The 24160-nt window shown below is 55.0% G+C and carries 23 protein-coding genes and 1 riboswitch; of the genes, 9 read left to right on the forward strand and 14 right to left on the reverse strand.

Annotated features, from left to right (window positions below; all coding sequences use genetic code 11):
* Positions 1 to 22: 22 nt before the first annotated feature.
* Both dinG and rhlE read right to left on the reverse strand, forming a co-directional pair.
* Entirely contained in the window at positions 23 to 2173 is a 2151-nt protein-coding gene (gene dinG / locus AC534G_RS17125; RefSeq protein WP_110498536.1) for an ATP-dependent DNA helicase DinG, read from the reverse strand.
* A gap of 96 nt (positions 2174 to 2269) precedes the next feature.
* The gene (gene rhlE, locus AC534G_RS17130; protein ID WP_069323207.1) at positions 2270 to 3610 is read right to left on the reverse strand and encodes an ATP-dependent RNA helicase RhlE; all 1341 of its coding nucleotides are present in this window, start codon (positions 3608 to 3610) and stop codon (positions 2270 to 2272) included.
* A 221-nt stretch (positions 3611 to 3831) separates the two neighbouring features.
* On the opposite strand from rhlE, the gene cecR reads away from it, so the two are divergent.
* The 5 genes from cecR to AC534G_RS17155 are packed head-to-tail and all read left to right on the forward strand — an operon-like array spanning position 3832 to position 9473.
* A complete protein-coding gene (gene cecR, locus AC534G_RS17135; RefSeq protein ID WP_061381910.1) occupies positions 3832 to 4509 on the forward strand; it encodes a transcriptional regulator CecR in 678 nt (225 codons plus the stop codon).
* Positions 4506 to 5501, forward strand: a complete 996-nt coding sequence (hlyD, locus tag AC534G_RS17140; RefSeq protein ID WP_069323206.1) for a secretion protein HlyD — start codon at positions 4506 to 4508, stop codon at positions 5499 to 5501. Before cecR ends, hlyD begins: the two co-directional genes overlap by 4 nt.
* Positions 5494 to 7230, forward strand: coding sequence for an ATP-binding cassette domain-containing protein (locus tag AC534G_RS17145; RefSeq protein WP_085047471.1), 1737 nt, complete (start codon positions 5494 to 5496; stop codon positions 7228 to 7230). The genes hlyD and AC534G_RS17145 overlap by 8 nt, the downstream gene beginning before the upstream one ends.
* A complete protein-coding gene (locus tag AC534G_RS17150; protein ID WP_038639081.1) occupies positions 7223 to 8356 on the forward strand; it encodes an ABC transporter permease in 1134 nt (377 codons plus the stop codon). Before AC534G_RS17145 ends, AC534G_RS17150 begins: the two co-directional genes overlap by 8 nt.
* Positions 8357 to 8366: 10 nt before the next feature.
* A complete protein-coding gene (locus AC534G_RS17155) occupies positions 8367 to 9473 on the forward strand; it encodes an ABC transporter permease (protein WP_110498537.1) in 1107 nt (368 codons plus the stop codon).
* On the opposite strand, the gene AC534G_RS17160 is transcribed toward AC534G_RS17155, so the two are convergent.
* Complete coding sequence (locus AC534G_RS17160) at positions 9435 to 9845, reverse strand: YbhQ family protein (protein ID WP_006685384.1); 411 nt, start codon at positions 9843 to 9845, stop codon at positions 9435 to 9437. The genes AC534G_RS17155 and AC534G_RS17160 overlap by 39 nt on opposite strands.
* Before the next feature lie 132 nt (positions 9846 to 9977).
* On the opposite strand from AC534G_RS17160, the gene AC534G_RS17165 reads away from it, so the two are divergent.
* From AC534G_RS17165 to AC534G_RS17175, 3 genes are read left to right on the forward strand one after another with little or no spacing between them, the layout of a single operon-like run.
* A complete protein-coding gene (locus tag AC534G_RS17165; protein ID WP_069323204.1) occupies positions 9978 to 10739 on the forward strand; it encodes an endonuclease/exonuclease/phosphatase family protein in 762 nt (253 codons plus the stop codon).
* Positions 10736 to 11977: a cardiolipin synthase ClsB gene (gene clsB / locus AC534G_RS17170; protein ID WP_038639075.1), complete on the forward strand. Its 1242-nt coding sequence runs from the start codon at positions 10736 to 10738 to the stop codon at positions 11975 to 11977. Before AC534G_RS17165 ends, clsB begins: the two co-directional genes overlap by 4 nt.
* On the forward strand, positions 11977 to 12939 hold the full coding sequence (locus AC534G_RS17175; protein ID WP_110498538.1) for a lysylphosphatidylglycerol synthase domain-containing protein: 963 nt from the start codon (positions 11977 to 11979) through the stop codon (positions 12937 to 12939). The genes clsB and AC534G_RS17175 overlap by 1 nt, the downstream gene beginning before the upstream one ends.
* 51 nt (positions 12940 to 12990) lie before the next feature.
* On the opposite strand, the gene AC534G_RS17180 is transcribed toward AC534G_RS17175, so the two are convergent.
* The 6 genes from AC534G_RS17180 to moaA form a co-directional block, all read right to left on the reverse strand.
* Entirely contained in the window at positions 12991 to 13695 is a 705-nt protein-coding gene (locus tag AC534G_RS17180) for a Bax inhibitor-1/YccA family protein (RefSeq protein ID WP_038639068.1), read from the reverse strand.
* Positions 13696 to 13736: 41 nt separating this feature from the next.
* Positions 13737 to 14189 (reverse strand): molybdopterin synthase catalytic subunit MoaE, encoded by a 453-nt coding sequence (gene moaE / locus AC534G_RS17185; protein WP_110498539.1) that lies wholly within the window; start codon positions 14187 to 14189, stop codon positions 13737 to 13739.
* A 1-nt stretch (position 14190) separates the two neighbouring features.
* On the reverse strand, positions 14191 to 14436 hold the full coding sequence (gene moaD / locus AC534G_RS17190) for a molybdopterin synthase sulfur carrier subunit (RefSeq protein ID WP_038639062.1): 246 nt from the start codon (positions 14434 to 14436) through the stop codon (positions 14191 to 14193).
* Complete coding sequence (gene moaC / locus AC534G_RS17195; protein WP_061381915.1) at positions 14429 to 14914, reverse strand: cyclic pyranopterin monophosphate synthase MoaC; 486 nt, start codon at positions 14912 to 14914, stop codon at positions 14429 to 14431. The genes moaD and moaC overlap by 8 nt, the downstream gene beginning before the upstream one ends.
* A 2-nt stretch (positions 14915 to 14916) precedes the next feature.
* Positions 14917 to 15429 carry a molybdenum cofactor biosynthesis protein B gene (gene moaB, locus AC534G_RS17200; RefSeq protein WP_003035187.1) on the reverse strand — a complete coding sequence of 171 codons (513 nt, stop codon included), beginning with the start codon at positions 15427 to 15429 and terminating at the stop codon, positions 14917 to 14919.
* A gap of 18 nt (positions 15430 to 15447) precedes the next feature.
* Positions 15448 to 16437, reverse strand: coding sequence for a GTP 3',8-cyclase MoaA (gene moaA, locus AC534G_RS17205; protein ID WP_069323202.1), 990 nt, complete (start codon positions 16435 to 16437; stop codon positions 15448 to 15450).
* Positions 16425 to 16570: riboswitch (molybdenum cofactor riboswitch) on the reverse strand. It overlaps the preceding gene by 13 nt.
* Before the next feature lie 289 nt (positions 16571 to 16859).
* Between moaA and yvcK the strand changes: the two genes are divergently transcribed.
* Complete coding sequence (gene yvcK, locus AC534G_RS17210) at positions 16860 to 17768, forward strand: uridine diphosphate-N-acetylglucosamine-binding protein YvcK (protein ID WP_496594439.1); 909 nt, start codon at positions 16860 to 16862, stop codon at positions 17766 to 17768.
* A gap of 92 nt (positions 17769 to 17860) precedes the next feature.
* Here the strand turns inward: yvcK and uvrB are convergent, their stop codons facing one another.
* The 5 genes from uvrB to bioB all read right to left on the reverse strand — a co-directional run bounded on the left by uvrB (position 17861) and on the right by bioB (position 24133).
* Positions 17861 to 19882: an excinuclease ABC subunit UvrB gene (gene uvrB / locus AC534G_RS17215; RefSeq protein ID WP_038639047.1), complete on the reverse strand. Its 2022-nt coding sequence runs from the start codon at positions 19880 to 19882 to the stop codon at positions 17861 to 17863.
* A 617-nt stretch (positions 19883 to 20499) separates the two neighbouring features.
* Complete coding sequence (gene bioD, locus AC534G_RS17220) at positions 20500 to 21198, reverse strand: dethiobiotin synthase (RefSeq protein ID WP_110498541.1); 699 nt, start codon at positions 21196 to 21198, stop codon at positions 20500 to 20502.
* The gene (gene bioC / locus AC534G_RS17225) at positions 21191 to 21955 is read right to left on the reverse strand and encodes a malonyl-ACP O-methyltransferase BioC (protein WP_110498542.1); all 765 of its coding nucleotides are present in this window, start codon (positions 21953 to 21955) and stop codon (positions 21191 to 21193) included. The genes bioD and bioC overlap by 8 nt, the downstream gene beginning before the upstream one ends.
* Positions 21939 to 23096: an 8-amino-7-oxononanoate synthase gene (gene bioF, locus AC534G_RS17230; protein ID WP_110498543.1), complete on the reverse strand. Its 1158-nt coding sequence runs from the start codon at positions 23094 to 23096 to the stop codon at positions 21939 to 21941. Before bioF ends, bioC begins: the two co-directional genes overlap by 17 nt.
* On the reverse strand, positions 23093 to 24133 hold the full coding sequence (gene bioB / locus AC534G_RS17235) for a biotin synthase BioB (protein WP_038639034.1): 1041 nt from the start codon (positions 24131 to 24133) through the stop codon (positions 23093 to 23095). The genes bioF and bioB overlap by 4 nt, the downstream gene beginning before the upstream one ends.
* Between the last annotated feature and the right edge of the window lie 27 nt (positions 24134 to 24160).

Genomic DNA, 24160 nt, shown 5'->3' on the forward strand with positions numbered 1-24160 from the left:
CTCCTTGCTGTTGCTCACATCGTTAACGCCTGCGGCGGCGCGTGGGTTTCGCTTTTTCTTTTGGTTTTACTATAACGTCTGGCACAGCAGGTTGCTCTATCGGAAATATGGGTAACGCATTCAGTAAACGCTTGCCGTAGTTTTTGGTCAATAAACGCTTGTCATAAATAACGACTTCCCCCCAGCAGCCGTGGCTACGGATGAGTCGCCCGACCTGCTGGATTAAATTAAACGATGCGGCCGGTAAACTCTGTACTTCGAAAGGATAACGATTCAGGCTTTTCAGCCACTCACCCTCGGTGATCACTACCGGGCTGTCGATTGGCGGAAAGGCGATTTTATGAATATGCACCTGCGTCAGCAGGTCGCCTTTCAAATCCAGACCTTCGGCAAAAGATTGCAGACCCACCAGCACGCTACGCTCACCGTTTTGTACCCGTTTGCGGTGTAGCTCCACCAGACGATAGCGCGGCTGATCGCCCTGGACCAGCAACAGCAGACGTAGATCGGCGACGTGCTCAAGAAAACGCTGCATCGCCCGACCGCTGGCAAACAGCACCAGCATGCCCTGATGCTTTTTGCTTTCCAGCTGTTCGCGGAAATAGGCAGCCATTTCCGCAATATGCTGCTCTTCGTTCTCTATCAACGGTTCGTAGCGCATCTGAGGAATAACAATTTTGCCTTGCTCAACATGATTAAACGGAGAATCCAGCGCGACGAAGCGGTCACCGGCCTTTTCTTTGAGGCCGCTCATCTCCTGTAGACGCGAAAAGCTGTTGAGCGAGCGCAGCGTGGCGGAGGTAACGATAATATGTGGTACGCTGCGCCACAGCAGTCTTTCCAGTTGATCGCTCACGCGGATCCCCACGCAGTGGAACCAGACGTGGCTCTGCCCGTCACGCACTTCACGCGTCGCCCATTTACTCACCGGAGCGCCTGACGACTGCGCCAGCGAGGCCAGCCGCCACAGCTTGCTTTGCGCTTCGAACATACCCAGCGCCCGGTTCATCTGCAAAATAACCCGATGCAGACGCACAATATCGTGAGTGCCGGTTTTTTCGCTGAGATCGTTGAGGAACAGTTCAGCCAGACCGCGCAGCATTTCTGTGAGCTTCGCCAGGCGCTGACATATCTCCATTACTTCCGCTGGCAGTTCACCCATCGCAAAACGGTGTTCTGCTTCCTGGGTGGCAGGCATATACAGATTAAGAATATTGTTAAGTGAAGAAATCAGTTCATACAGTTCTTCGCAGTGGCCGTTCAGACGCTCGGCATTTGCCAACGGCGGCGTGGTTTTGGGGCGAAACTGCTCAAGGCAGGTAGCCACTAACTTACAAAACAGATCCAACTGCAGTCGATACCAGGGGGCGCTGATTTCCGCACTCATCTCCAGCGCATCGCGCGCAACGTCCGGCAAGTGGTGTCCTTCATCAAGCACCAGCAGCAGGTTTTTCGGCTCCGGCAAAACAGCTTCACTTTCCATGGCGGCCATCACCAGCGCATGGTTGGCAACCACCACTTCGGCTTCCTGAATCTCACGGCGGGCGACAAAAAAAGGACATTCACGATAATAGTGACAATTACGATTCAGACAGCTGGCCTTATCGGTGCTCAGGCGTTGCCAAAGTCCGTCATCAATAGCGATATCCGTGTGATCGCGCAGCCCGTCCCATTTATAGGTGTCGAGGTCGCCTTTCAGCCTGGCGCAGCGCTTTTGCTCTTCCTGGTTATTTGGCGTCAGGTCATCGTCGAGAAAAGCCAGCAGATCCTGCTGATTAGGTTCGGTACTGGCAAGCGCCGCTAAGTTACGCGGGCAGACATAGCGCCCACGACCGAACGCGGCGGTAAAACGCAGGTCAGGAATAATTTTGCGCAGTAACGGCAGATCTTTGCTGTAGATCTGATCCTGCAAGGCGACGTTGGCGGTACTCACCACCAGCGTTTTTTGTTCTTCCCGGGCAATGGCGATTCCCGGAATTAAATAGGACAGGGTTTTCCCCACCCCAGTCGGCGCTTCAATCGCCAGATGCCGCCCTTCTTCCCCGGAGAGCGTTTTCGCAACGTCAGCAATCATCTGCCGCTGCGGTGCGCGGGGGATAAAGTCGGGGATCTGTTCCTGAAGCGCCTTGTACCAGGCGGCAATTTGCGCTTTCAGCGCAGCCGTAAGTGCCATGAGAAAACCTGAAATACTGTATAAACAGCCACTATTGTGGCACTTTCTGAAACGTGTCGCAAAAAGAAAAGCCCGACCTTTCGGCCGGGCTCGCAATTACTGCGCTGAAGACGGTCTGCGCGGACGGCGCGGTGGACGAGGTTTATCGCCTGCCGGTTTGCCTTCGCCGCTACGCGGTTTCGCTTTTGGCGCACCGCCATCCTGACGACGCGGCTGCTGGCCACGTCCTGCTCCGCCCTGGCCGCGACCGCCGCCACGCTGCTGGCGACCGTTCTGAATCGGCTCAGCTTTGATAGACGGGTCTGGCTCGTAGCCTGGCGTTGCAATACGCGGGATCTCTTTTTTCAGCAGCTTCTCGATATCACGCAACAGTTTGTGTTCATCGACGCACACCAGAGACAACGCTTCGCCGGTGGCGGCGGCGCGGCCGGTACGACCAATACGGTGCACGTAATCTTCCGGGACGTTTGGCAACTCGTAGTTCACCACGTGCGGCAGCTCTTCAATATCCAGCCCGCGCGCGGCAATATCGGTCGCCACCAGCACGCGAATATCACCGGATTTAAAATCGGCCAGCGCACGCGTACGCGCCCCCTGAGATTTGTTACCGTGGATCGCCGCGCTGCGAATGCCGTCTTTATTCAGTTGTTCCGCCAGATGGTTCGCACCGTGTTTGGTACGGGTAAACACCAGCACCTGCTGCCAGTTGCCCTGACCAATCATCTGCGAAAGTAGTTCACGTTTGCGTTTTTTATCCACGAAATGCACATGCTGAGTCACCTGCTCGGACGCGGTATTACGACGCGCCACTTCAATTTCCAGCGGGTTGTGCAGCAGCTTTTCGGCCAGCGATTTAATATCGTCAGAGAACGTTGCCGAGAACAGCAGGTTCTGGCGTTTTGCCGGCAGTTTCGCCAGAACGCGACGAATGTCATGAATAAAGCCCATATCCAGCATGCGGTCAGCTTCGTCCAGCACCAGGATCTCAACCTGATCCAGTTTCACCGCATTCTGGTGTTCCAGATCGAGCAAACGACCCGGGGTGGCAATCAGCACATCTACGCCGCCACGCAGCTTCATCATCTGTGGGTTAATGCTGACACCGCCGAAAACCACCAGCGAGCGAATATTGAGATACTTACTGTAATCACGTACGTTTTCGCCAATCTGGGCCGCCAGCTCGCGAGTCGGCGTGAGGATCAGCGCACGAACCGGACGACGGCTTTTACCATGCGGCTGATGAGTCACAAGATGCTGCAACAACGGCAGGGTAAAACCTGCTGTTTTCCCCGTACCGGTCTGGGCGCTGGCCATCAGATCGCGGCCTTCCAGCACGGCGGGGATCGCCTGCTGCTGAATAGGGGTAGGTTCACGGTAACCCTGCTCGGCAACGGCACGTAAAATCTCAGGGTTCAAACCAAGGGAATCAAAAGACATAACAACTCCGAACCGCCCTGACCGTTACCGGTGTCGTTTTCAGGGAGATACACACAATAGAGATGACAAAAACCACAATGTCATGAAGGGGCGGAGTGTAGCAGTTTTTGTGATGTACCGCATAAATTATCCCTTCAACAGAAATTAACCTCGCGGACTGGACAAGGTTGCACATCAGTCATAATCTTAATCAATCGATTGATTAAGATCAGAGCCGCGCAATGAATACACCCACCATGACAACCAAAGGCGAACAAGCGAAAAACCAGCTCATTGCCGCCGCGCTGGCGCAGTTTGGCGAGTATGGTCTGCACGCCACAACGCGCGATATCGCCGCGCAGGCCGGACAAAACATTGCGGCCATCACCTACTATTTTGGCTCAAAAGAGGATTTATACCTCGCCTGCGCCCAGTGGATTGCCGATTTTATTGGCTCACAGTTTCGCCCGCACGCGGAAGAAGCCGAGCGTCTGTTTGCTCAGCCGGAGCCCGATCGTGGCGCGATGCGCGAACTTATCCTGCGCGCCTGTAAAAATATGATCATGCTGTTAACCCAGGACGACACCGTTAACCTGAGCAAATTTATCTCGCGCGAACAGCTTTCACCCACCGCGGCTTATCAACTGGTGCACGACCAGGTTATCAATCCGCTGCATACCCACCTGACGCGCCTGATTGCTGCCTATACTGGTCGCGATGCCAACGATACCCAAATGATTCTGCACACCCACGCCATACTTGGCGAGGTGCTGGCCTTTCGTCTGGGGAAAGAAACTATTCTGTTGCGTACGGGCTGGTCACAATTTGATGAGGATAAAACCGCGCTGATTGAGCACACCGTTACCTGTCACATCGATCTTATTCTGCAAGGTTTAACGCAAAGGAGTCTGGAGTCATGAAAAAACCTGTCGTTCTCGGGCTGGTTATCGCGGCCCTCGTTGCCGTGATTGCTGGTGGAACGTGGTGGTATCAAAGTCGGCAAGATAACGGTCTGACGCTCTACGGCAACGTCGATATCCGTAGCGTCAATCTGAGTTTTCGCGTCGGCGGCAGGCTGGCCTCGCTGGCGGTTGACGAAGGCGACGCCATTACCGCTGGTCAGGTGCTGGGCGAACTGGACCACGCGCCGTATGAAAACGCGCTAATGCAGGCAAAAGCGAATGTTGCCGCCGCCCAGGCACAGTACGATCTGATGCTGGCCGGTTATCGTGAAGAAGAGATTGCGCAAACCGCAGCGGCGGTCAAACAGGCGCAGGCCGCCTATGATTATGCGCAAAACTTTTACAATCGCCAGGTAGGACTGTGGAAAAGCCGCACCATCTCCGCTAACGATCTGGAAAACGCCCGTTCATCACGTGACCAGGCGCTGGCCTCACTGAAATCCGCGCAGGATAAACTCGCCCAGTATCGCAGCGGTAATCGTGTGCAGGATATTGAACAGGCGAAAGCCACGCTCGAACAAGCACAAGCTGAGCTGGCGCAGGCTGAACTGAATTTGCATGACACCACGTTAACCTCTCCGTCTGACGGCACGATTCTCACCCGGGCGGTTGAACCGGGTAGTATGCTGAACGAAGGCGGCACGGTACTGACGCTATCACTCACGCGTCCGGTCTGGATTCGCGCCTACGTTGACGAACGAAATCTGAGCCAGGCGCAGCCAGGACGCGAAATCCTGCTCTACACCGATGGCCGCCCGGACAAGCCTTATCACGGTAAAATTGGCTTCGTGTCGCCTACCGCCGAGTTTACCCCGAAAACGGTCGAGACCCCTGACCTGCGCACCGACCTGGTTTATCGCCTGCGCATTGTGGTGACCGACGCAGACGATGCGCTGCGCCAGGGAATGCCGGTAACAATAAAGTTTGGCGATGAGGCGCGGCATGACTGACGCCGTCATTACGCTGAATGGGCTGACGAAAAACTTTGCCGGAATGGAAAAACCGGCCGTCGCCCCGCTCGACTGTACCGTTCATGCCGGCTACGTGACCGGGCTTGTCGGGCCGGACGGCGCGGGCAAAACCACGCTGATGCGGATGCTGGCGGGTTTGTTAAAACCCGACGCCGGAAGTGCTGCGGTAATTGGCTTTGATCCCATCAAAGACGACAGCGCCCTACACGCCGTGCTGGGTTATATGCCGCAGAAATTTGGCCTGTACGAAGATTTGACGGTCATGGAGAACCTCAATCTCTATGCCGATTTGCGCAGCGTCACCGGCGACGTGCGAGAAAAAACCTTTGCCCGGTTACTGGAATTTACCTCGCTGGGTCCGTTTACCGGACGACTGGCAGGCAAGCTTTCCGGAGGCATGAAACAGAAGCTCGGGCTTGCCTGTACGCTGGTGGGCGAGCCTAAAGTGTTGCTGCTGGATGAGCCCGGCGTGGGCGTCGACCCGATATCCCGCCGCGAGTTGTGGCAAATGGTCCATGAACTGGCGGGCGACGGGATGCTGATCCTCTGGAGTACCTCCTATCTGGATGAAGCCGAACAGTGTCGTGATGTGCTGCTGATGAATGAAGGCGAATTGCTGTATCAGGGCGATCCGACCCAGCTTACGCAGACGATGGCCGGACGCAGTTTTTTAATGAGCAGCCCGCAGGAAAATAACCGCCGACTGTTGCAACGCGTGTTAAAACTGCCGCAGGTCAGCGACGGGATGATTCAGGGGAAATCCGTCCGTTTGATCCTGAAAAAAGAGGCCACGGCCCAGCAGATTCAAGACGCGAACGGTATGCCGGAGATAACCATCAACGAAACCGCTCCCCGTTTCGAGGATGCTTTTATCGATTTACTCGGCGGGGCCGGAACATCAGAGTCACCGCTGGGCGCCATCCTGCATACCGTGGAAGGCACGCCTGGCGAAACGGTGATCGAAGCCAAAGCGTTGACCAAAAAGTTTGGCGATTTTGCCGCTACCGACCATGTAGACTTTGCCGTGCAGCGCGGCGAGATTTTTGGCCTGTTAGGCCCCAACGGCGCCGGGAAATCCACCACCTTTAAAATGATGTGCGGTCTGCTGGTTCCTACCTCCGGCAAAGCGCTGGTGCTGGATATGGATCTCAAGGTTAGCTCCGGCAAAGCGCGTCAGCATCTGGGCTATATGGCGCAGAAATTCTCCCTGTACGGCAACCTGACGGTTGAACAGAATCTGCGTTTTTTCTCCGGCGTCTACGGCCTGCGCGGTCGGACGCAGAAAGAGAAGATCGATCGCATGAGTGAGGCATTTGGCCTGAAAAGCATCGCCTCCCACGCTACCGACGAGCTACCACTGGGCTTTAAACAACGTCTGGCGCTGGCCTGCTCGCTGATGCATGAGCCAGATATCCTGTTTCTCGATGAACCCACTTCCGGGGTTGACCCCCTTACTCGTCGAGAATTCTGGTTGCATATCAACAGCATGGTGGAAAAAGGCGTCACGGTAATGGTGACGACCCACTTTATGGATGAGGCGGAATATTGCGATCGCATCGGACTGGTGTATCGCGGCAAACTGATCGCCAGCGGCACGCCGGACGACCTGAAAGCAAAGGCTGCCGATAACGACACGCCGGACCCCACCATGGAGCAGGCGTTTATTACGCTCATCAATGACTGGGATAAGGAGCATACGCATGAGTAACTCCGCGCTCTCATGGCGACGCGTACGCGCGCTGTGCGTAAAAGAGACGCGCCAGATCGTCCGCGATCCCAGCAGTTGGCTGATTGCGGTGGTGATCCCGTTGTTACTGCTGTTTATCTTCGGCTACGGGATCAACCTCGACTCCAGCAAGCTACGAGTGGGAATTTTGCTCGAACAGCAGAGCGAAGAGGCGCTGGATTTCACCCACACCATGACCGGTTCGCCGTACATTGACGCCACCATCAGCGATAACCGTCAGGAATTGATTGAGAAAATGCAGGCCGGACGCATTCGCGGGCTGGTGGTGATCCCGGTAGATTTTGCCCAACAAATGGCGCGACCTGGCGACACAGCCCCTATTCAGGTGATCACTGACGGCAGCGAACCGAATACCGCCAACTTTGTGCAGGGTTATGTCGAAGGCATCTGGCAGATTTGGCAGCAACAACGGGCTGAGGATCGCGGGGAATCATTTAAGCCGTTAATCGATGTGCAGACCCGCTACTGGTTTAACCCGGCGGCTATCAGCCAGCACTTTATTATTCCCGGGGCGGTAACCATCATCATGACGGTGATTGGCGCGATCCTCACCTCGTTAGTGGTGGCGCGTGAATGGGAGCGCGGCACCATGGAAGCGCTGTTGTCTACCGAAGTTACCCGCGTCGAGCTGCTGCTGTGCAAACTGATCCCCTATTACTTTTTAGGCATGCTGGCGATGCTGCTGTGTATGCTGGTGTCGGTGTTTATTCTTGGCGTGCCCTATCGCGGCTCGTTGTTAATCCTGTTTTTTATCACCAGCCTGTTCCTGCTCAGTACGCTCGGCATGGGCCTGCTTATCTCCACCATCACCCGTAATCAATTTAACGCCGCGCAGGTTGCGCTGAACGCCGCTTTCCTGCCCTCGATTATGTTGTCGGGGTTTATCTTCCAGATAGACAGCATGCCGGCGATTATCCGCGCGGTGACTTACATTATTCCGGCGCGCTATTTCGTCAGCACCCTGCAAAGCCTTTTTTTGGCGGGCAACATTCCGGTGGTGCTGATTATCAACGTGCTGTTTTTAATCGCTTCGGCGGTAATGTTTATTGGCCTGACGTGGCTTAAAACCAAACGTCGGCTGGATTAAGGGGACGGGCATGTTTCATCGCTTATGGACATTAATTCGTAAAGAGCTGCAATCGCTATTACGCGAGCCGCAGACGCGAGCCATTCTGATTTTACCGGTGCTGATTCAGGTCATTCTGTTCCCGTTCGCCGCGACGCTGGAAGTGACCAACGCCACTATCGCTATCTATAACGAAGACAATGGCAAACACTCGGTGGAGCTTACCCAGCGCTTCGCCCGCGCCAGCGCCTTTACGCATGTCCTGTTACTGAAAAGCCCACAGGAGATCCAGTCCACCATCGACACGCAAAAAGCGCTGCTGCTGGTGCGCTTCCCGGCCAATTTTTCGCGGAATCTGGATACCTTCCAGCAAGCGCCCATGCAAATTATCCTCGATGGACGTAACTCGAACAGCGCGCAAATTGCCGCCAATTACCTGCAGCAGATCGTGAAGGAGTACCAGCAGGAGCTGATGGACGGCAAGCCAAAACCGAACAACAGCGAACTGGTGGTGCGTAACTGGTATAACCCGAATCTGGACTACAAATGGTTCGTGGTTCCGTCGCTGATCGCCATGATCACCACCATCGGCGTAATGATCGTCACCTCGCTGTCGGTGGCCCGCGAGCGCGAACAGGGCACGCTCGATCAACTGCTGGTCTCCCCGCTCACCACCTGGCAGATTTTCATCGGCAAGGCAGTGCCCGCGCTGATTGTGGCCACTTTTCAGGCCACCATTGTGCTGGCGATCGGCATCTGGGCTTATCACATTCCGTTTGCCGGTTCACTGGGGCTGTTCTATTTCACGATGGTGATTTATGGGCTGTCGCTGGTCGGTTTTGGTCTGCTGATTTCATCGCTGTGCGCCACCCAGCAGCAGGCGTTTATCGGCGTATTTGTCTTTATGATGCCGGCGATATTGCTCTCAGGCTACGTCTCGCCGGTCGAAAACATGCCGGTATGGTTGCAGAATCTGACGTGGATAAACCCGATCCGCCATTTTACGGACATCACGAAACAGATTTACCTGAAGGATGCGAGTCTGAAGATTGTCTGGGGAAGTTTGTGGCCGCTGTTGGTGATCGCGGCCACAACCGGCTCAGCGGCGTATGCGATGTTTCGACGCAAGGTGATGTAGCTTTTTGTCTTTCGCCAGCAGCGACACCACGGCGGGTCCGGCAAGGATCACCAGCCCCGCCAGAGCCAGCAAGACGTTGTTTTGCAGCACGCGCGATAGCAGCCACAGTACAATCATCGCGGCACCGAAATACCACGTCGTAGTGAGTTCTTCCAGCACATCCGCCACGTCGCGCCAGCGCTGTTCATGGTGACGTTGTAAGGCCAGCATTAATAAAACCGTTACGCCGTAAACGACGCATAATCCCAGGCCGACGTGCACCAGCGTGCCGCTCATCCAGCCCATTACCAGCAATGCCACTACCAGTAAATGCAACACAATCTGCCAGCAACTTAGACCCGTTGCGACACGAACACGTTGTTGCCACCTCATGGCTTTTCTCCTGAAGGATTTTCGACTAATTGTTCAGAGTACCGGACTTTACGGAAAATTCCGCAACACCGCATCTTTTTGTGACGACGACTACACTATTTTAATCAGGAAAGTGATGCCAACGGGAGAATCATGGCCAGACAAACAGAACGGTTTTCATTCAATGTGCTCACCATTAATACTCATAAAGGATTTACCGCCTTCAATCGGCGTTTTATTTTGCCTGAGCTGCGAGAGGCCGTCAGAACGGTCGGAGCGGATATTGTGTGCCTGCAAGAGGTCATGGGCGCGCACGAGGTGCATCCTCTGCATGTGGAAAACTGGCCGGACACCACGCACTACGAATTTCTGGCGGATACCATGTGGAGCGACTTCGCTTATGGACGTAACGCCGTGTATCCGCAGGGGCATCACGGTAACGCTGTGCTGTCGCGCTATCCTATTGAACATTATGAAAATCGCGATGTGTCGGTCGGCGCGAGTGAAAAACGCGGGGTCCTGTACTGCCGCATCGTGCCGCCGATGCTCTCCCACCCGGTTCACGTGATGTGTGTCCATCTCGGTTTGCGTGAAGCCCACCGTCAGGCCCAACTCGCTATGCTGGCAGAGTGGGTGAATGCCTTACCTGAGGGTGAGCCCGTCGTGGTCGCCGGTGATTTCAACGATTGGCGACAAAAAGCTAATCATCCGTTGAAAGCCAATGCCGATCTTGACGAGATCTTTACCCGCGCCCACGGTCGCCCGGCGCGGACGTTTCCGGTGCAGTTTCCCCTGCTGCGTCTCGACAGGATCTATGTGAAAAACGCGAATGCCAGTACCCCAACGACGCTGGCGCTGCGTCACTGGCGACATTTGTCCGATCATGCCCCTCTGAGTGCGGAGATTCATTTATGAAATTTGGCTGGCGTGAAGGCAATCAAATTCAACTGCTGGAAAACGGCGATCAGTACTACCCCGCCGTGTTTGACGCCATTGAACAGGCGCAGCAAAAAATTATCCTCGAGACCTTCATCTGGTTTGAAGATGCGGTCGGAAAACAGCTGCATGCCGCGCTGCTGAGTGCAGCACGTCGCGGTGTTAAAGCGGAAGTGCTGCTGGATGGCTATGGCTCGCCGGACCTCAGCGACAGTTTCGTTAATGAGCTAACCGCAGCCGGCATTGTTTTCCGCTATTACGATCCGCGCCCGCGTCTGTTCGGCATGCGCACCAATCTCTTTCGCCGTATGCATCGCAAAATTGTGGTCATTGATGACCGCGTTGCTTTCGTCGGCGGCATCAATTATTCCGCTGAACATATGTCGGATTACGGCCCTGAGGCCAAGCAGGATTACGCCGTACGCGTTGAAGGCCCCATCGTGGCCGACATCCTGACATTCGTACTGGAAAATCTGCCGGGCCAGAGCGCCGTACGCCGCTGGTGGCGACGTCATCATCGCGCAGTCGAAAATCATCGGCCTGGCGAAGCGCAGGTACTATTTGTCTGGCGCGACAACGAAGAACATCGCGATGATATTGAACGTCATTATTTGAAAATGCTTACCCAGGCCAGGCGGGAAGTGATCATTGCCAATGCCTACTTCTTTCCCGGTTATCGCTTTCTGCATGCCCTGCGTAAAGCGGCCCGACGCGGCGTTCGGGTAAAACTCATTGTGCAGGGTGAACCAGATATGCCGATTGTGAAAGTGGGCGCCCGCCTCTTGTATAACTATCTGGTTAAAGGCGGCGTCCATGTCTATGAATATCGCCGTAAACCTCTGCATGGCAAGGTAGCGCTGATGGACGATCATTGGGCGACGGTAGGCTCCAGCAATCTTGACCCGCTCAGCCTGTCGCTGAATCTGGAAGCGAATCTCATTATTCATGACCGTGCGTTTAACCAGACTCTGCGCGACAACCTGAACCCGATTATTGCGCAGGACTGCAAGCGGGTTGATGAATCCATGCTGCCCAAACGCACCTGGTGGAATCTGACCAAAAGCGTGCTGGCGTTCCACTTTTTACGCCATTTCCCGGCGCTGGTCGGCTGGCTTCCCGCACATACACCGCATCTGACCGAGGTAGAACCGCCCGCACAGCCTGCCATGGAAACGCAGGATCGCATTCAAACTGAGGATGTCGGAGGAAAATCCTGATGGCCAAAGCACATCCGCGCTGGCGGTTAGCGAAAAAAATACTCACGTGGCTATTTTTCATTGCCGTCATCGTGTTGCTGGTCATTTATGCCAGCAAGGTCAATTGGGAAGAGGTCTGGACGGTAATCCGGGATTACAATCGGACTGCCCTGCTCAGCGCCGTGGGGTTGGTAATCGTCAGTTATTTACTCTACGGCTGCTATGACCTGCTCGGCCGACATTACTGTGGGCACAAGCTGGCAAAACGCCAGGTCATGCTGGTGTCGTTTATCTGTTACGCCTTCAACCTGACGTTAAGCACCTGGGTGGGCGGTATTGGGATGCGTTATCGGCTCTACTCGCGCCTCGGGTTGCCGGGGAGCACTATTACGCGGATTTTTTCACTGAGTATTACCACCAACTGGCTGGGCTATATTCTGCTGGGCGGCTTTATTTTTACCTTTGGCGTGGTCGAGCTGCCCGCGCATTGGTATATCGATGAAGGTACGCTGCGCATTTTAGGCATTGCGCTGCTACTGATTATTGTCGTTTATCTGTGGTTTTGCGCCTTCGCGAAACATCGCCACATCACCATCAGGGGCCAAAAGCTGGTGCTGCCTTCCTGGAAATTTGCCATCGCGCAAATGGTGATATCCAGTACCAACTGGATGGTGATGGGAGCCATTATCTGGCTGTTGCTGGGTCAGGATATCAACTTTTTCTTCGTGCTGGGCGTGCTACTGGTGAGCAGTATTGCCGGGGTTATCGTACATATTCCGGCGGGGATCGGTGTGCTGGAGGCGGTTTTTATGGCGTTGCTGGCGGGAGAAGATACTTCTCAAGGCAAGATTATCGCCGCCCTGCTTGCGTATCGCGTCCTTTATTATTTTATTCCGCTGCTGCTGGCGCTTATTTGCTACCTGTTGCTGGAAAGTCGGGCGAAAAAGCTGCGGGCGAAAAACGAGAAGGCAATGGCGAAATGATGGTGTATATAGTGCCGGATGCGGCGTAATGCCTTATCCGGCAACAGAGAATTAACGACGATTGCCGAAGATACGCAGCAGCATCAGGAACAGGTTGATAAAGTCCAGATACAGCGTTAGTGCGCCAAGAATCGCGTATTTGCGCAGATTAGAACTGTCACGCAGATCGATCTGCTCACCGATGTTTTTCAGCTTCTGCGTGTCATAGGCGGTCAGACCGACAAACACAATCACCCCAATGTAGGTTACCGCCCACATCAACGCTTCGCTCTTCAGCCAGAAGTTAACCAGCGAAGCCAGCACAATCCCGATTAGCGCCATAAACAGCATATTGCCGAAACCGCTGAGATCGCGCTTAGTGGTATAACCGTACAGGCTCATGATGCCAAACATCCCGCCGGTGACCACAAAGGTACTGGCGATAGACGAGTAGGTATAGACGATGAAGATGCTCGACAGCGTTAACCCGGTTAACGCCGAATAGAGCATAAACAGCGTGGTTGCCACACCGGCGCTCAGCTTTTGCACCATGCCGGACAAAACGAACACCAGCGCCAGTTGGGCGATAATCAGGCCAAAGAAGGTGATTTTACTGGAGAAGACAAACATCATCACCGCGGGCGTATTTGCCGCATACCAGGCGATAAACGCCGTCAGCAACAACCCGCAGGTCATCCAGCCATAAACCTGCGCCATATACGTTTGCAGGCCGGAACGCGCCTGCACAATAGAATCGGATCGTGGGAATCGGTCCATGACAATCTCCTGAATCAGTATGAGCCTACAACAATTGTACTCTACCAGCGTTTTGCTGCTAGCTTATCGCTGTCACGGGCATCCACCCAACGTTCACCTTCCGGCGTGGCCTCGCGCTTCCAGAACGGTGCGCGGTTTTTCAGATAATCCATAATGAACTGCCCGGCATCAAACGCGCTACTGCGATGCGCGCTGGTCACGCCAACAAAAACGATTTCATCGCCGGGCCACAGCGCGCCAATGCGATGAATCACCGTCACCCGTCCGAGCGGCCAGCGCGTACGCGCCTCGTCGACAATCTCCGCCAGCGCTTTTTCGGTCATGCCGGGATAGTGTTCCAGCGTTAATGCCTGCACACTGTCGCCGAGGTTGTGGTTACGCACTTTACCGGTGAAGGTCACTACGGCGCCGTCTTCATCACGCTCGGCAAGCCAGGGATACTCTTCCCCAACGCTGAACGGCGCATGCCCAACAACAATTCGCGTCTCAGCCATCTTAACCTCCGGTTACCGGTGGGAAGAAAGCCACTTCATCACCTGCATTAAGGGGATGGTCAAAACTGACCAGCGTCTGGTTCACCGCCGCCAGCAGCTTGCCGTCCTCCAGCGCCAGCGCCCAACGATCGCCTTGCGCCGCCAGATGCTGGCGCAGCGCTTCGACCGTTGGAAATTCAGCGGTGACCTCTAAAGCATCCGTGTTGACCAGTTCACGGACCTGGGCAAAGAAAAGAACCTTAATCATGCGCATCCACCTTAAAATCTCCCGACTTGCCGCCGCTTTTTGCCAGCAGGCGCACCGGACCAATCACCATGTCCTTTTGCACCGCTTTGCACATGTCGTAGATGGTCAACGCCGCCACGGAGGCCGCCGTTAACGCTTCCATTTCCACACCGGTTTTCCCGCTCAGGCGACACAGCGTCTCAATGCGTACACGATCGTGTTCCGGTTCGGCATGCAGGTTGACTTCGACCTTGCTCAGCATCAGCGGATGACACAGCGGGATAAGATCCCAGGTTCGTTTGGCCGCCTGAATACCGGCAATGCGCGCCGTGGCGAAAACGTCGCCTTTATGGTGGCTACCATCGATAATCATCGCCAGCGTTTCGCTGCGCATCGTCACGAATGCTTCAGCACGCGCCTCGCGTACCGTTTCTGCTTTGCCAGAGACATCCACCATGTGGGCTTCGCCAGCGGCGTTAATATGAGTCAGTTGCGACATACTTATTTCTTCAAATGTGGGTGGAAATTACACGGACGCGTACGGGCATCAAGCTGCGGCGCAATGATATTTTCCCAGGCGGTACGGCACGCTTTGGTCGACCCCGGCATGGCGAAAATCAGCGTTTTATTCGCAACCCCGGCAATTGCCCGGGATTGCAGCGTCGCGGTACCGATTTCTTCAAACGAGAGCATACGGAATACTTCGCCAAAACCTTCAACTTCTCTGTCGAACAGCGGTTGCAACGCTTCCGGCGCCTGGTCACCTTCGGTCAGTCCGGTGCCGCCGGTAATGAGCACAACCTGCACATCGTCACTGGCAATCCAGGCGGAAACCTGGGCACGGATGGCATAACGGTTCTCTTTGACAATCGCCTTGTCAACAATCTGATGGCCCGCTTCCTGCGCCGAGTCACGCAGGTAGTGACCGGAGGTGTCATCCTCTTCGCCGCGACGGTTGGAAACAGTAAGAATAGCAATGCGTGTCGGGATAAATTCAGCGCTTACCTGACTCATGGAAACTCCTTTTAGCGATCAGCCGCCAATGTAAGATAAGTTTTGCGTAATACCGGTATTGTTCTGATGCAGGAAGTGGGTCTGCTTTTTCTCCAGCAGCGCGGTTGAAATGCGTTCTTCCAGCGCGGATTGCTGAGCGTCATCTTCCAGCAAGTCACGCAGGCTTACGCCGCCTTCACCAAATAAACACAGATGAAGCTTGCCGACAGAGGAAACGCGCAGACGATTACAGGTGGCGCAAAAGTCTTTCTCATAAGGCATGATCAGACCAATTTCGCCAGCATAATCAGGATGGCAGAAAACCTGAGCCGGACCGTCGCTGCGCAGGCGAAGCTGGTGGATCCAGCCGCGACGCAGAAGCTCATCGCGCAGTACTTGCCCTGAGATATGATGCTTACGGAAAAGTGCACTGCCCTCCCCCGTTTCCATCAGTTCAATAAAACGCAGTTGAATAGGACGAGGTTGGATCCACGCCAGGAAGGTGTCCAGTTGATGATGGTTTACATCGCGCATCAACACAGTGTTGACTTTGACTTTTTCAAAACCGGCTGCAAAGGCGGCGTCAATGCCCGCCATCACCTGCTGAAATTTGTCCTGCCCGGTAATGGCGTGAAACTGACGGGCATCGAGACTGTCGACGCTGACGTTGAGTGCCGTCAACCCGGCATCGCGCCAGGCGGCGGCATCGCGCGCCAGACGATAACCATTGGTCGTTACCGCAATCTGACGGATAGCGTCGTTTTCACGCACGGCGGCAATAATGTCGGTAAAATCGCGACGTAATGAGGGTTCGCCCCCTGTCAGGCGCACTTTTTCCGTCCCCAGACTGGCGAACGCACGGGTGACGCGGCGAATTTCATCAACGGTCAAAAAGCCGTTATTGGTGACCCCGCCGGGCTTATAGCCATCCGGCAGGCAGTAGGTGCAACGAAAGTTACACACATCGGTAATCGACAAACGTAAGTAGTAAAACTTACGCGCGAAAGCATCGGTAAGTTGAGAGCCCATGTACACCTTTCCAAATACGGGAGACGCAGTCATTTCTTCCTGCGCCCTGGTGACAATCTCGTTCGAGAATTGCCACGGCCAAAGCACCGTATCATTTGACCCAGGTGCAGAGGCTAGAGTGTTTATACTCATCATACTTTGAGTACGTAGTGGTTATGCCGATACTAGCGTGTAAATGGCGATAATGCCAAGCACACTTACGCTGTATAAATACGTATATAGCGGCATGATCGTGCAATTTCGCTACAGAATAAGCAAAAACCACAGTTTTGCATTGATATACATCATCTTGCTGTCAGGTGCATGTCGTCAGAAAGGAGTAGATCGCCGAAAATTAATTTCGGCAAATGCCAACTGGATAATTGCTGAAAACACGCTATTTACGGTACTGTAGCGCCGATCAATTGATATCAGGAAACTCTATGCGCACTCGCACGCTGGCAGATTTAGATCGCGTTGTCGCTCTCGGCGGAGGGCATGGATTAGGACGCGTTCTCTCCTCACTTTCCCCTTTAGGTTCACGACTGACGGGTATCGTCACCACCACCGATAATGGCGGCTCCACGGGGCGTATTCGTCATTCTGAAGGCGGCATCGCCTGGGGGGACATGCGTAATTGCCTGAACCAGTTAATTACCCAACCCAGCGTTGCATCCGCTATGTTTGAATACCGTTTTGGCGGTAATGGCGAGCTTTCCGGACATAACCTCGGAAATTTAATGTTAAAGGCGCTCGATCACCTCAGCGTGCGGCCTCTCGAAGCTATTAATTTAATTCGCAACCTGCTGAAGGTGGATGCGCATTTAATTCCGATGTCTGAGCTGCCGGTGGATCTGATGGCTATTGATGATCAGGGGCATGAAGTCTATGGCGAAGTGAATATCGATCAGCTCACTATCCCACCTCAGGAACTGATGCTGTCGCCAAAAGTCCCTACCACGCGAGAAGCGGTTGAGGCAATCGCCGAAGCAGATTTGATTCTGATAGGACCAGGCAGTTTTTATACCAGCCTGATGCCGATCCTGCTGCTCGACGAACTGGCGCAGGCATTACGGCGTACCCCCGCCAGGATGGTCTACATTGGCAACCTGGGTCGCGAATTAAGCCTGCCAGCAGCCAGCCTGACGCTTAACGATAAGCTGGCAATCATCGAACAGTACGTTGGCAAGAAAGTGATTGACGCGGTGGTTGTCGGCCCGAAAGTAGATGTTTCCGCCGTTACCGACCGCATTGTGATTCAGGAAGTGCTGGAAGCCAGCGATATTCCGTACCGTCATGACCGTCAGCTGCTGCACAGCGCGCTGGAGAAAGCGGTCCAGGCATTAGGCTGAGTGGCGTTGCCTGATGCGCTGCGCTTGTCAGGCCGACAAACGCAAGCCCCCCGTAAGCCGGATAAGGGGGTTACCCCGCATCCGGCACAGGATTACGATGCCGCAATAAATAACTCGCGCAGCTGATGCAACTGGTCGCGGATCGTCGCAGCCTCTTCAAATTCGAGATTCTGCGCATGCTGCATCATCTGCCCTTCCAACTCGTGAATCTTTTGCTGCAGGGCTTTTGGCGTCATATCCAGTTCCACAACGTCAGACTTCGCACCCGCACGTGACTTCCCTTTGCCCTTCGCCTTGGTCTTCGCAATATTCTGACCCAGCGCCAGAATATCGACCACTTTCTTGTTCAGCCCCTGCGGCGTAATACCGTGCTCTTCGTTATAGCGCTGCTGCTTCTCGCGACGACGTTCAGTTTCACCAATCGCCCTGGCCATCGAGGCGGTAATTTTATCGCCGTAGAGTATAGCCTTGCCGTTGATGTTACGCGCCGCGCGACCGATGGTCTGGATAAGTGAGCGTTCAGAGCGCAGGAACCCTTCTTTGTCTGCGTCCAGAATCGCCACCAGCGAGACCTCAGGCATGTCCAGCCCCTCACGTAACAGGTTGATACCCACCAGCACGTCAAACTCGCCCAGGCGCAGGTCACGAATGATTTCCATACGTTCCACGGTATCGATGTCTGAGTGCAGATAACGCACCCGCTCGCCGTGCTCTTCGAGGTATTCGGTGAGGTCTTCCGCCATGCGTTTGGTAAGCGTGGTGACCAGCACACGTTCGTTAATCGCCGCACGCGTGCGGATCTCCGACAGCAGGTCGTCAACCTGCGTCGCCACCGGACGCACTTCTATCACCGGATCCAGCAGGCCAGTCGGTCGTACTACCTGATCAACCACGTCATCACCGGATTTCTCCAGCTCATAGTTCCCCGGCGTCGCCGAGACGTAGATGGTCTGCGGAGCCAGTGCCTCGAACTCTTCAAATTTAAGCGGACGGTTATCCAGCGCCGAGGGCAAACGGAATCCGTATTCGACCAGGGTCTCTTTACGCGCCCGGTCGCCACGGTACATACCGCCAATTTGCGGGATAGTGACGTGGGATTCATCCACTACCAGCAGACCATCAGCCGGCAGGTAATCAAACAACGTCGGCGGCGGCTCGCCTGGACCGCGTCCGGACAGATAGCGGGAATAGTTTTCAATCCCCGAGCAATAACCCAGCTCGTTCATCATTTCCAGATCGAACTGTGTACGCTGGCTTAAGCGCTGCTCTTCCAGCAACTTGTTATTCGCCAGCAGATTTTTACGGCGGTCTGCCAGCTCGACTTTAATTTCTTCCATCGCCTGCACGATACGTTCGCGCGGCGTGACGTAGTGCGTTTTAGGGTAGATGGTATAGCGGGAAATGGTCGATTCAACCTGCCCGGTAAGCGGGTCAAACAGCGACAAACGCTCGACTTCCTCATCGAATAGTTCCACGCGCAGCGCAATGTCGTCGGATTCAGCCGGGAAAATGTCGATAACTTCACCGCGCACGCGGAAGGTACCGCGCTGGAATGCCTGATCGTTACGGGTATATTGCAGCTCCGCCAGACGACGCAGGATCGCGCGCTGGTCAATGATCATCCCCACCGTCAGATGCAGCATCATTTTAAGATACAGGTCCGGGTCGCCCAAACCATAAATGGCGGAAACCGACGCCACCACAACGACATCCCGACGTTCCAGTAGCGCTTTGGTCGCCGACAGACGCATCTGCTCAATGTGTTCGTTGACCGAGGCATCCTTCTCGATGAAGGTATCAGAACTCGGTACGTAAGCTTCCGGCTGATAATAGTCGTAGTAGGAGACAAAATATTCCACCGCGTTTTCCGGAAAGAACTCTTTCATCTCGCCATATAGCTGCGCGGCAAGCGTCTTGTTAGGCGCCAGCACCATGGTAGGACGCTGTAGGTCCGCAATCACATTCGCGATGGTGAATGTTTTCCCCGATCCCGTCACCCCCAGCAGCGTCTGATGCGCCAGACCGTCCTCCAGACCTTCTTCCAGGCGACGTATCGCCTCAGGCTGATCGCCAGAGGGTTTAAAAGCGGAATTTAGTTTGAACGGTTTACTCATGAGCAGCTACCTGAAGCAATGGGCGGGCAGGTGTGTAATTTTACTCGCAGTCGTATATTTTGCCAGTAAAATATACTGGATGAAAAAACAGTAACGCGCCAGAATATTTCTGTTACACCCGCAAAATAGCCGTGACTGCAGGCCAAAATTTGCCCCCGGACAAGATAAAACACCAGCAAAAATGTGTTATCCCCAAACCAATGCCTTTTTTAACATTTGTCAAGCCAGCCGATGAAAGTTTTATGGCAACACATGACACTTCTGCGACAGCCATTGCTTTTATCTAACTATCTGTAATTTAAAGATTATTATCTCAAGCCGTCTTTCGCATCAATTTAGTCGCAGGCCGCGTCTTCTCTCGCTTACATTGTGTTTTCTAACCCTAATACACAAGGTTATCCACAGGAATAGTGGATAACTGCTTCCAGCCCGTGTGGACTGTAGCCTGGCAAAAACACCCTGACTCTCTTTTCCGCTGGGCTAAAAAAAAATTATCGCTATTTTTTGATATTTATCAGCTAACGAGGCGGCCAGGGAGAGCCGAGATCTTGCTCGCATTTTCACCATTTTCTTGTCCGCCTACTGCAATAGCGACCAGCGTTATTTCCCGTCTCGACTCAACCAACTGATGCCGTCAAAGACAAAATGCTGAGATCGAGATAACGTCCGGTCGATGCCTGCTCAGGATCTTCTGCCAGCCAGGGAATTTCCCCCAGCCCAGGTGCCGGGATCACGCGCTTTAGCGTCGCCATGTATTCAGCATGACGTTTGCCGGGCGGCGTCACATCATTGGCTACCCATCCGGCAAGCGTCAGTCCGGCCTGCTGCACCGCCTGGGCGGTCAGAATGGCGTGATTGATGCAGCCGAGCTTAACGCCAACCACCAGAATCACCGGCAACTGTTCTGTTTTGACCCAGTCGGAAAAACTCAGCGTTGGCGAAAGCGGCGTAAACCATCCACCAGCCCCCTCCACCAGTACCCAGTCAGCCTGCGCTTCAAGCGTGCGTAACCCTGCAGACATCACGGAAGCCAGAATGGGGCGACCTTCGTCGGCGCTGATGATATGCGGCGAGGTAGGTTCAGCGAAGCAGTAGGGATTAATCGCCGCATAGTCCGCCGTCACAACGCTATTGCGCTGTAATGCCAACGCATCGCTGTTTCGCAGGCCATCAGCCGTCATTTCGCTGCCCGACGCCACAGGCTTATAGCCAACGGCGCGCAACCCCATTTGTCCCGCAGCCTGGAGCAGCGCGCAACTGGCGACAGTTTTACCGACTTCGGTGTCCGTCCCGGTGACAAAATACGTTTTAGCCACGTTGAATCACTCCTAAAAAAAGATGGTAGGTCAGCGGATATTTCCCCTGCTGACAGGGCCAGGCTAACTGTAGCTGGCGCAACTGAGCGCGCGTCAGCACACGTTGCTCGCGCCCATCATGCAAATGCGTCGCGCCAATGCCTTTTAGCGAACGCATGGCGCTCAGCGCATCATCAAACCACAGCGTGACGGCATGAGACTGGTATTCAACATCCCAGCCATACAGGGCGTTTTCCAGTTGCGCCACGGGCAAAAAACGGTTGGCGTGCTCCCGATCGTCAACCGCCTGCCAGGCCTGACGAAGTTCCGGCATCGACCCCTGCGCCAGGGTACTAAACGCCACCGTCCCGCCAGGACGCACCACCCGGTAAAGCTCGCTTAACGCGCCGCGCAGGTCGCTACACCACTGTACGGCCAGATTACTCCAGGCCAGGTCAAAGCTCGCGGTTGCCTGCGGGATGTCTTCGATATCCGCCAGCAGATAATGGTGGGCGACATCGTGACGCTGCGCTTCAGCCAGCATTTGCGACGACAGATCCAGCGCGCAGACCTCACTCCCCTGCTCACGCCAGTAACGACTCATACGTCCAGGCCCACAGCCCGCATCCAATACCTGCGAGAACGTGCCGCCATCCAGTAACGCCAGTAACGCCAGTAACGCATCGGCACTTTGACGCTGTAGCTCTGCGTGTTGCTCATAGTGGGTGGCCGCGCGGCCAAACGCGGCGGCAATCGCCCGTTTATTGACCTGCGCCATGCAACACCTCCAGTAGACGATCGATATCCTGCACCTCATGCGCCTGGGTCAGCGTCAGCCGTAATCTGGCCGTACCGGCGGGCACCGTCGGCGGGCGAATTGCTGTCACCCAACATCCCTGTTGCCGTAGGGTATCCGCCAGTTGCAAGGCTTTATGGTTATCGCCAACAATCAGCGGCTGAATAGCACTGGTTGAATTCGCCAGCGTTAAGCCCGGCGTATTCACCCCAGCGCGAAAACGCTGGATTAGCATCGCTAACTTTTCCCGGCGTTCATCACCTTCACGGCTGCGGATCACCGCCAGCGCGGCACGTAGAGCCTGAGCCTGCGCCGGAGGCATACTGGTGCTGTAGATCAGATGACGGGCAAACTGCAACAGATAGTCGGCCACGCTGTCAGAACACAGGATTGCCGCGCCGCTGACGCCAAATCCTTTGCCAAACGTCACCACTAACAGTTCGGGTTTCACCTGCTGTCGCCAGCAGGAGCCGCGCCCTTCTTCACCGGTTACGCCAACGCCGTGCGCATCGTCCACCAGCAGCCATGCACCGTGTCGTTCCGCCACCACGTGGATTTCAGCGAGCGGCGCGCTGTCGCCATCCATGCTGAATACGCCTTCAGTGACCACGAGCTGCTGCCCCGGACAGGTGGCAGTCAGCAGACGCTCCAGATGATGCGGATCGTTATGGGTAAAGCGACGTAGAACAGCCGGGCTAAGGCTGGCGGCCTCCAACAGCGAGGCATGGCTAAGCCTGTCGGCGACAATACGATCGTCTTTTTCCATCAATGCGGCTATCACCGCCTGATTAGCGGCAAAACCGGAGATAAATAACAGCGCCCGCGAATAGCCCAGCCACTGCGCCAGCTCTTCTTCCAGCGCCTGGTGAGCCACGGAATAACCGCTGACATGACCCGAGCCGCCGCTGCCGACGCCAAAACGTTCAGCTCCCTGCTGCCAGGCGCAGATAATCTGCGGATGGTGGCTCAGGCCAAGGTAGTCGTTGCTGGAGAAATTCAGATACTGGCGACCGTCGGCCTGCAGCCAGCGACCGGCGCCCTGGGTCACCGCATAGCGCTGCCGCCACACATCAGCGCAACGACGCGCCGTGAGCGCATCGCCAATTTTTTGCTGCCAGGTCATACGGTTGCCGCGTTGTAGTAATCATCGGTATCCGGGGTACGCAGCGCCTGCTCGAGACGTTGTTGCTGTTCGTTATCCCCCGCCAGCACCGCCGTTTGCTGCGGGTTGAGACCCAGCTTGCGGAACAACAGCAAATCTTTATCTTCGTTCGGGTTCGGCGTGGTCAGCAGTTTGCAGCCGTAGAAAATCGAGTTAGCGCCGGCCATAAAGCACATCGCCTGGGTTTGCTCGTTCATCTGCTCGCGCCCGGCGGAAAGACGCACGTAAGAGGTTGGCATCATGATGCGCGCCACGGCGATGGTACGGATGAAATCAAACGCGTCGACGTCGTCGTTATCGGCAAGCGGCGTGCCCTTCACCTTCACCAGCATGTTGATCGGCACGCTTTCCGGCGGTGTCGGCAGATTGGCTAATTGCAGCAGCAGACCGGCGCGATCGGTGACCGTTTCGCCTAATCCGACAATACCGCCTGAGCAGACTTTAATCCCGGCTTCACGCACTTTATCCAGCGTATCCAGACGTTCCTGATAAGACCGGGTAGTGATGATATTGCCGTAAAACTCCGGCGAGGTGTCGAGGTTATGGTTGTAGTAATCCAGTCCCGCGTTGGCCAGGCGCTGAGCCTGGGTTTCGTTGAGCGTTCCCAGCGTCATGCAAGCTTCCAGCCCCAACGCTTTCACGCCCTGAACCATCTGTTCCAGGTAAGGCATATCGCGCTCGTGCGGGTTCTTCCACGCCGCCCCCATGCAAAACCGCGTTGAACCGGCCTGCTTCGCCTTACGCGCCGAGTCCAGTACCTGTTCCACTTCCATCAAGCGTTCAGTTTCCAGACCCGTTTTATAGCGAGAACTTTGCGGGCAGTATTTGCAGTCTTCCGGGCAGGCGCCAGTCTTAATCGACAACAGCGTACTGACCTGTACCTGCCGCGGATCGAAGTGCTGACGATGAATCTGTTGCGCTTCAAACAGGAGATCCAGCAGTGGTTTTTCAAATAATTCGGTGACTTGCGACATTGTCCAGCGAGAAGAATGAGCCATATTGGTATACGTTTCGTTGTCAGTTTG

The sequence above is a fragment of the Citrobacter sp. CRE-46 genome (assembly GCF_059615875.1).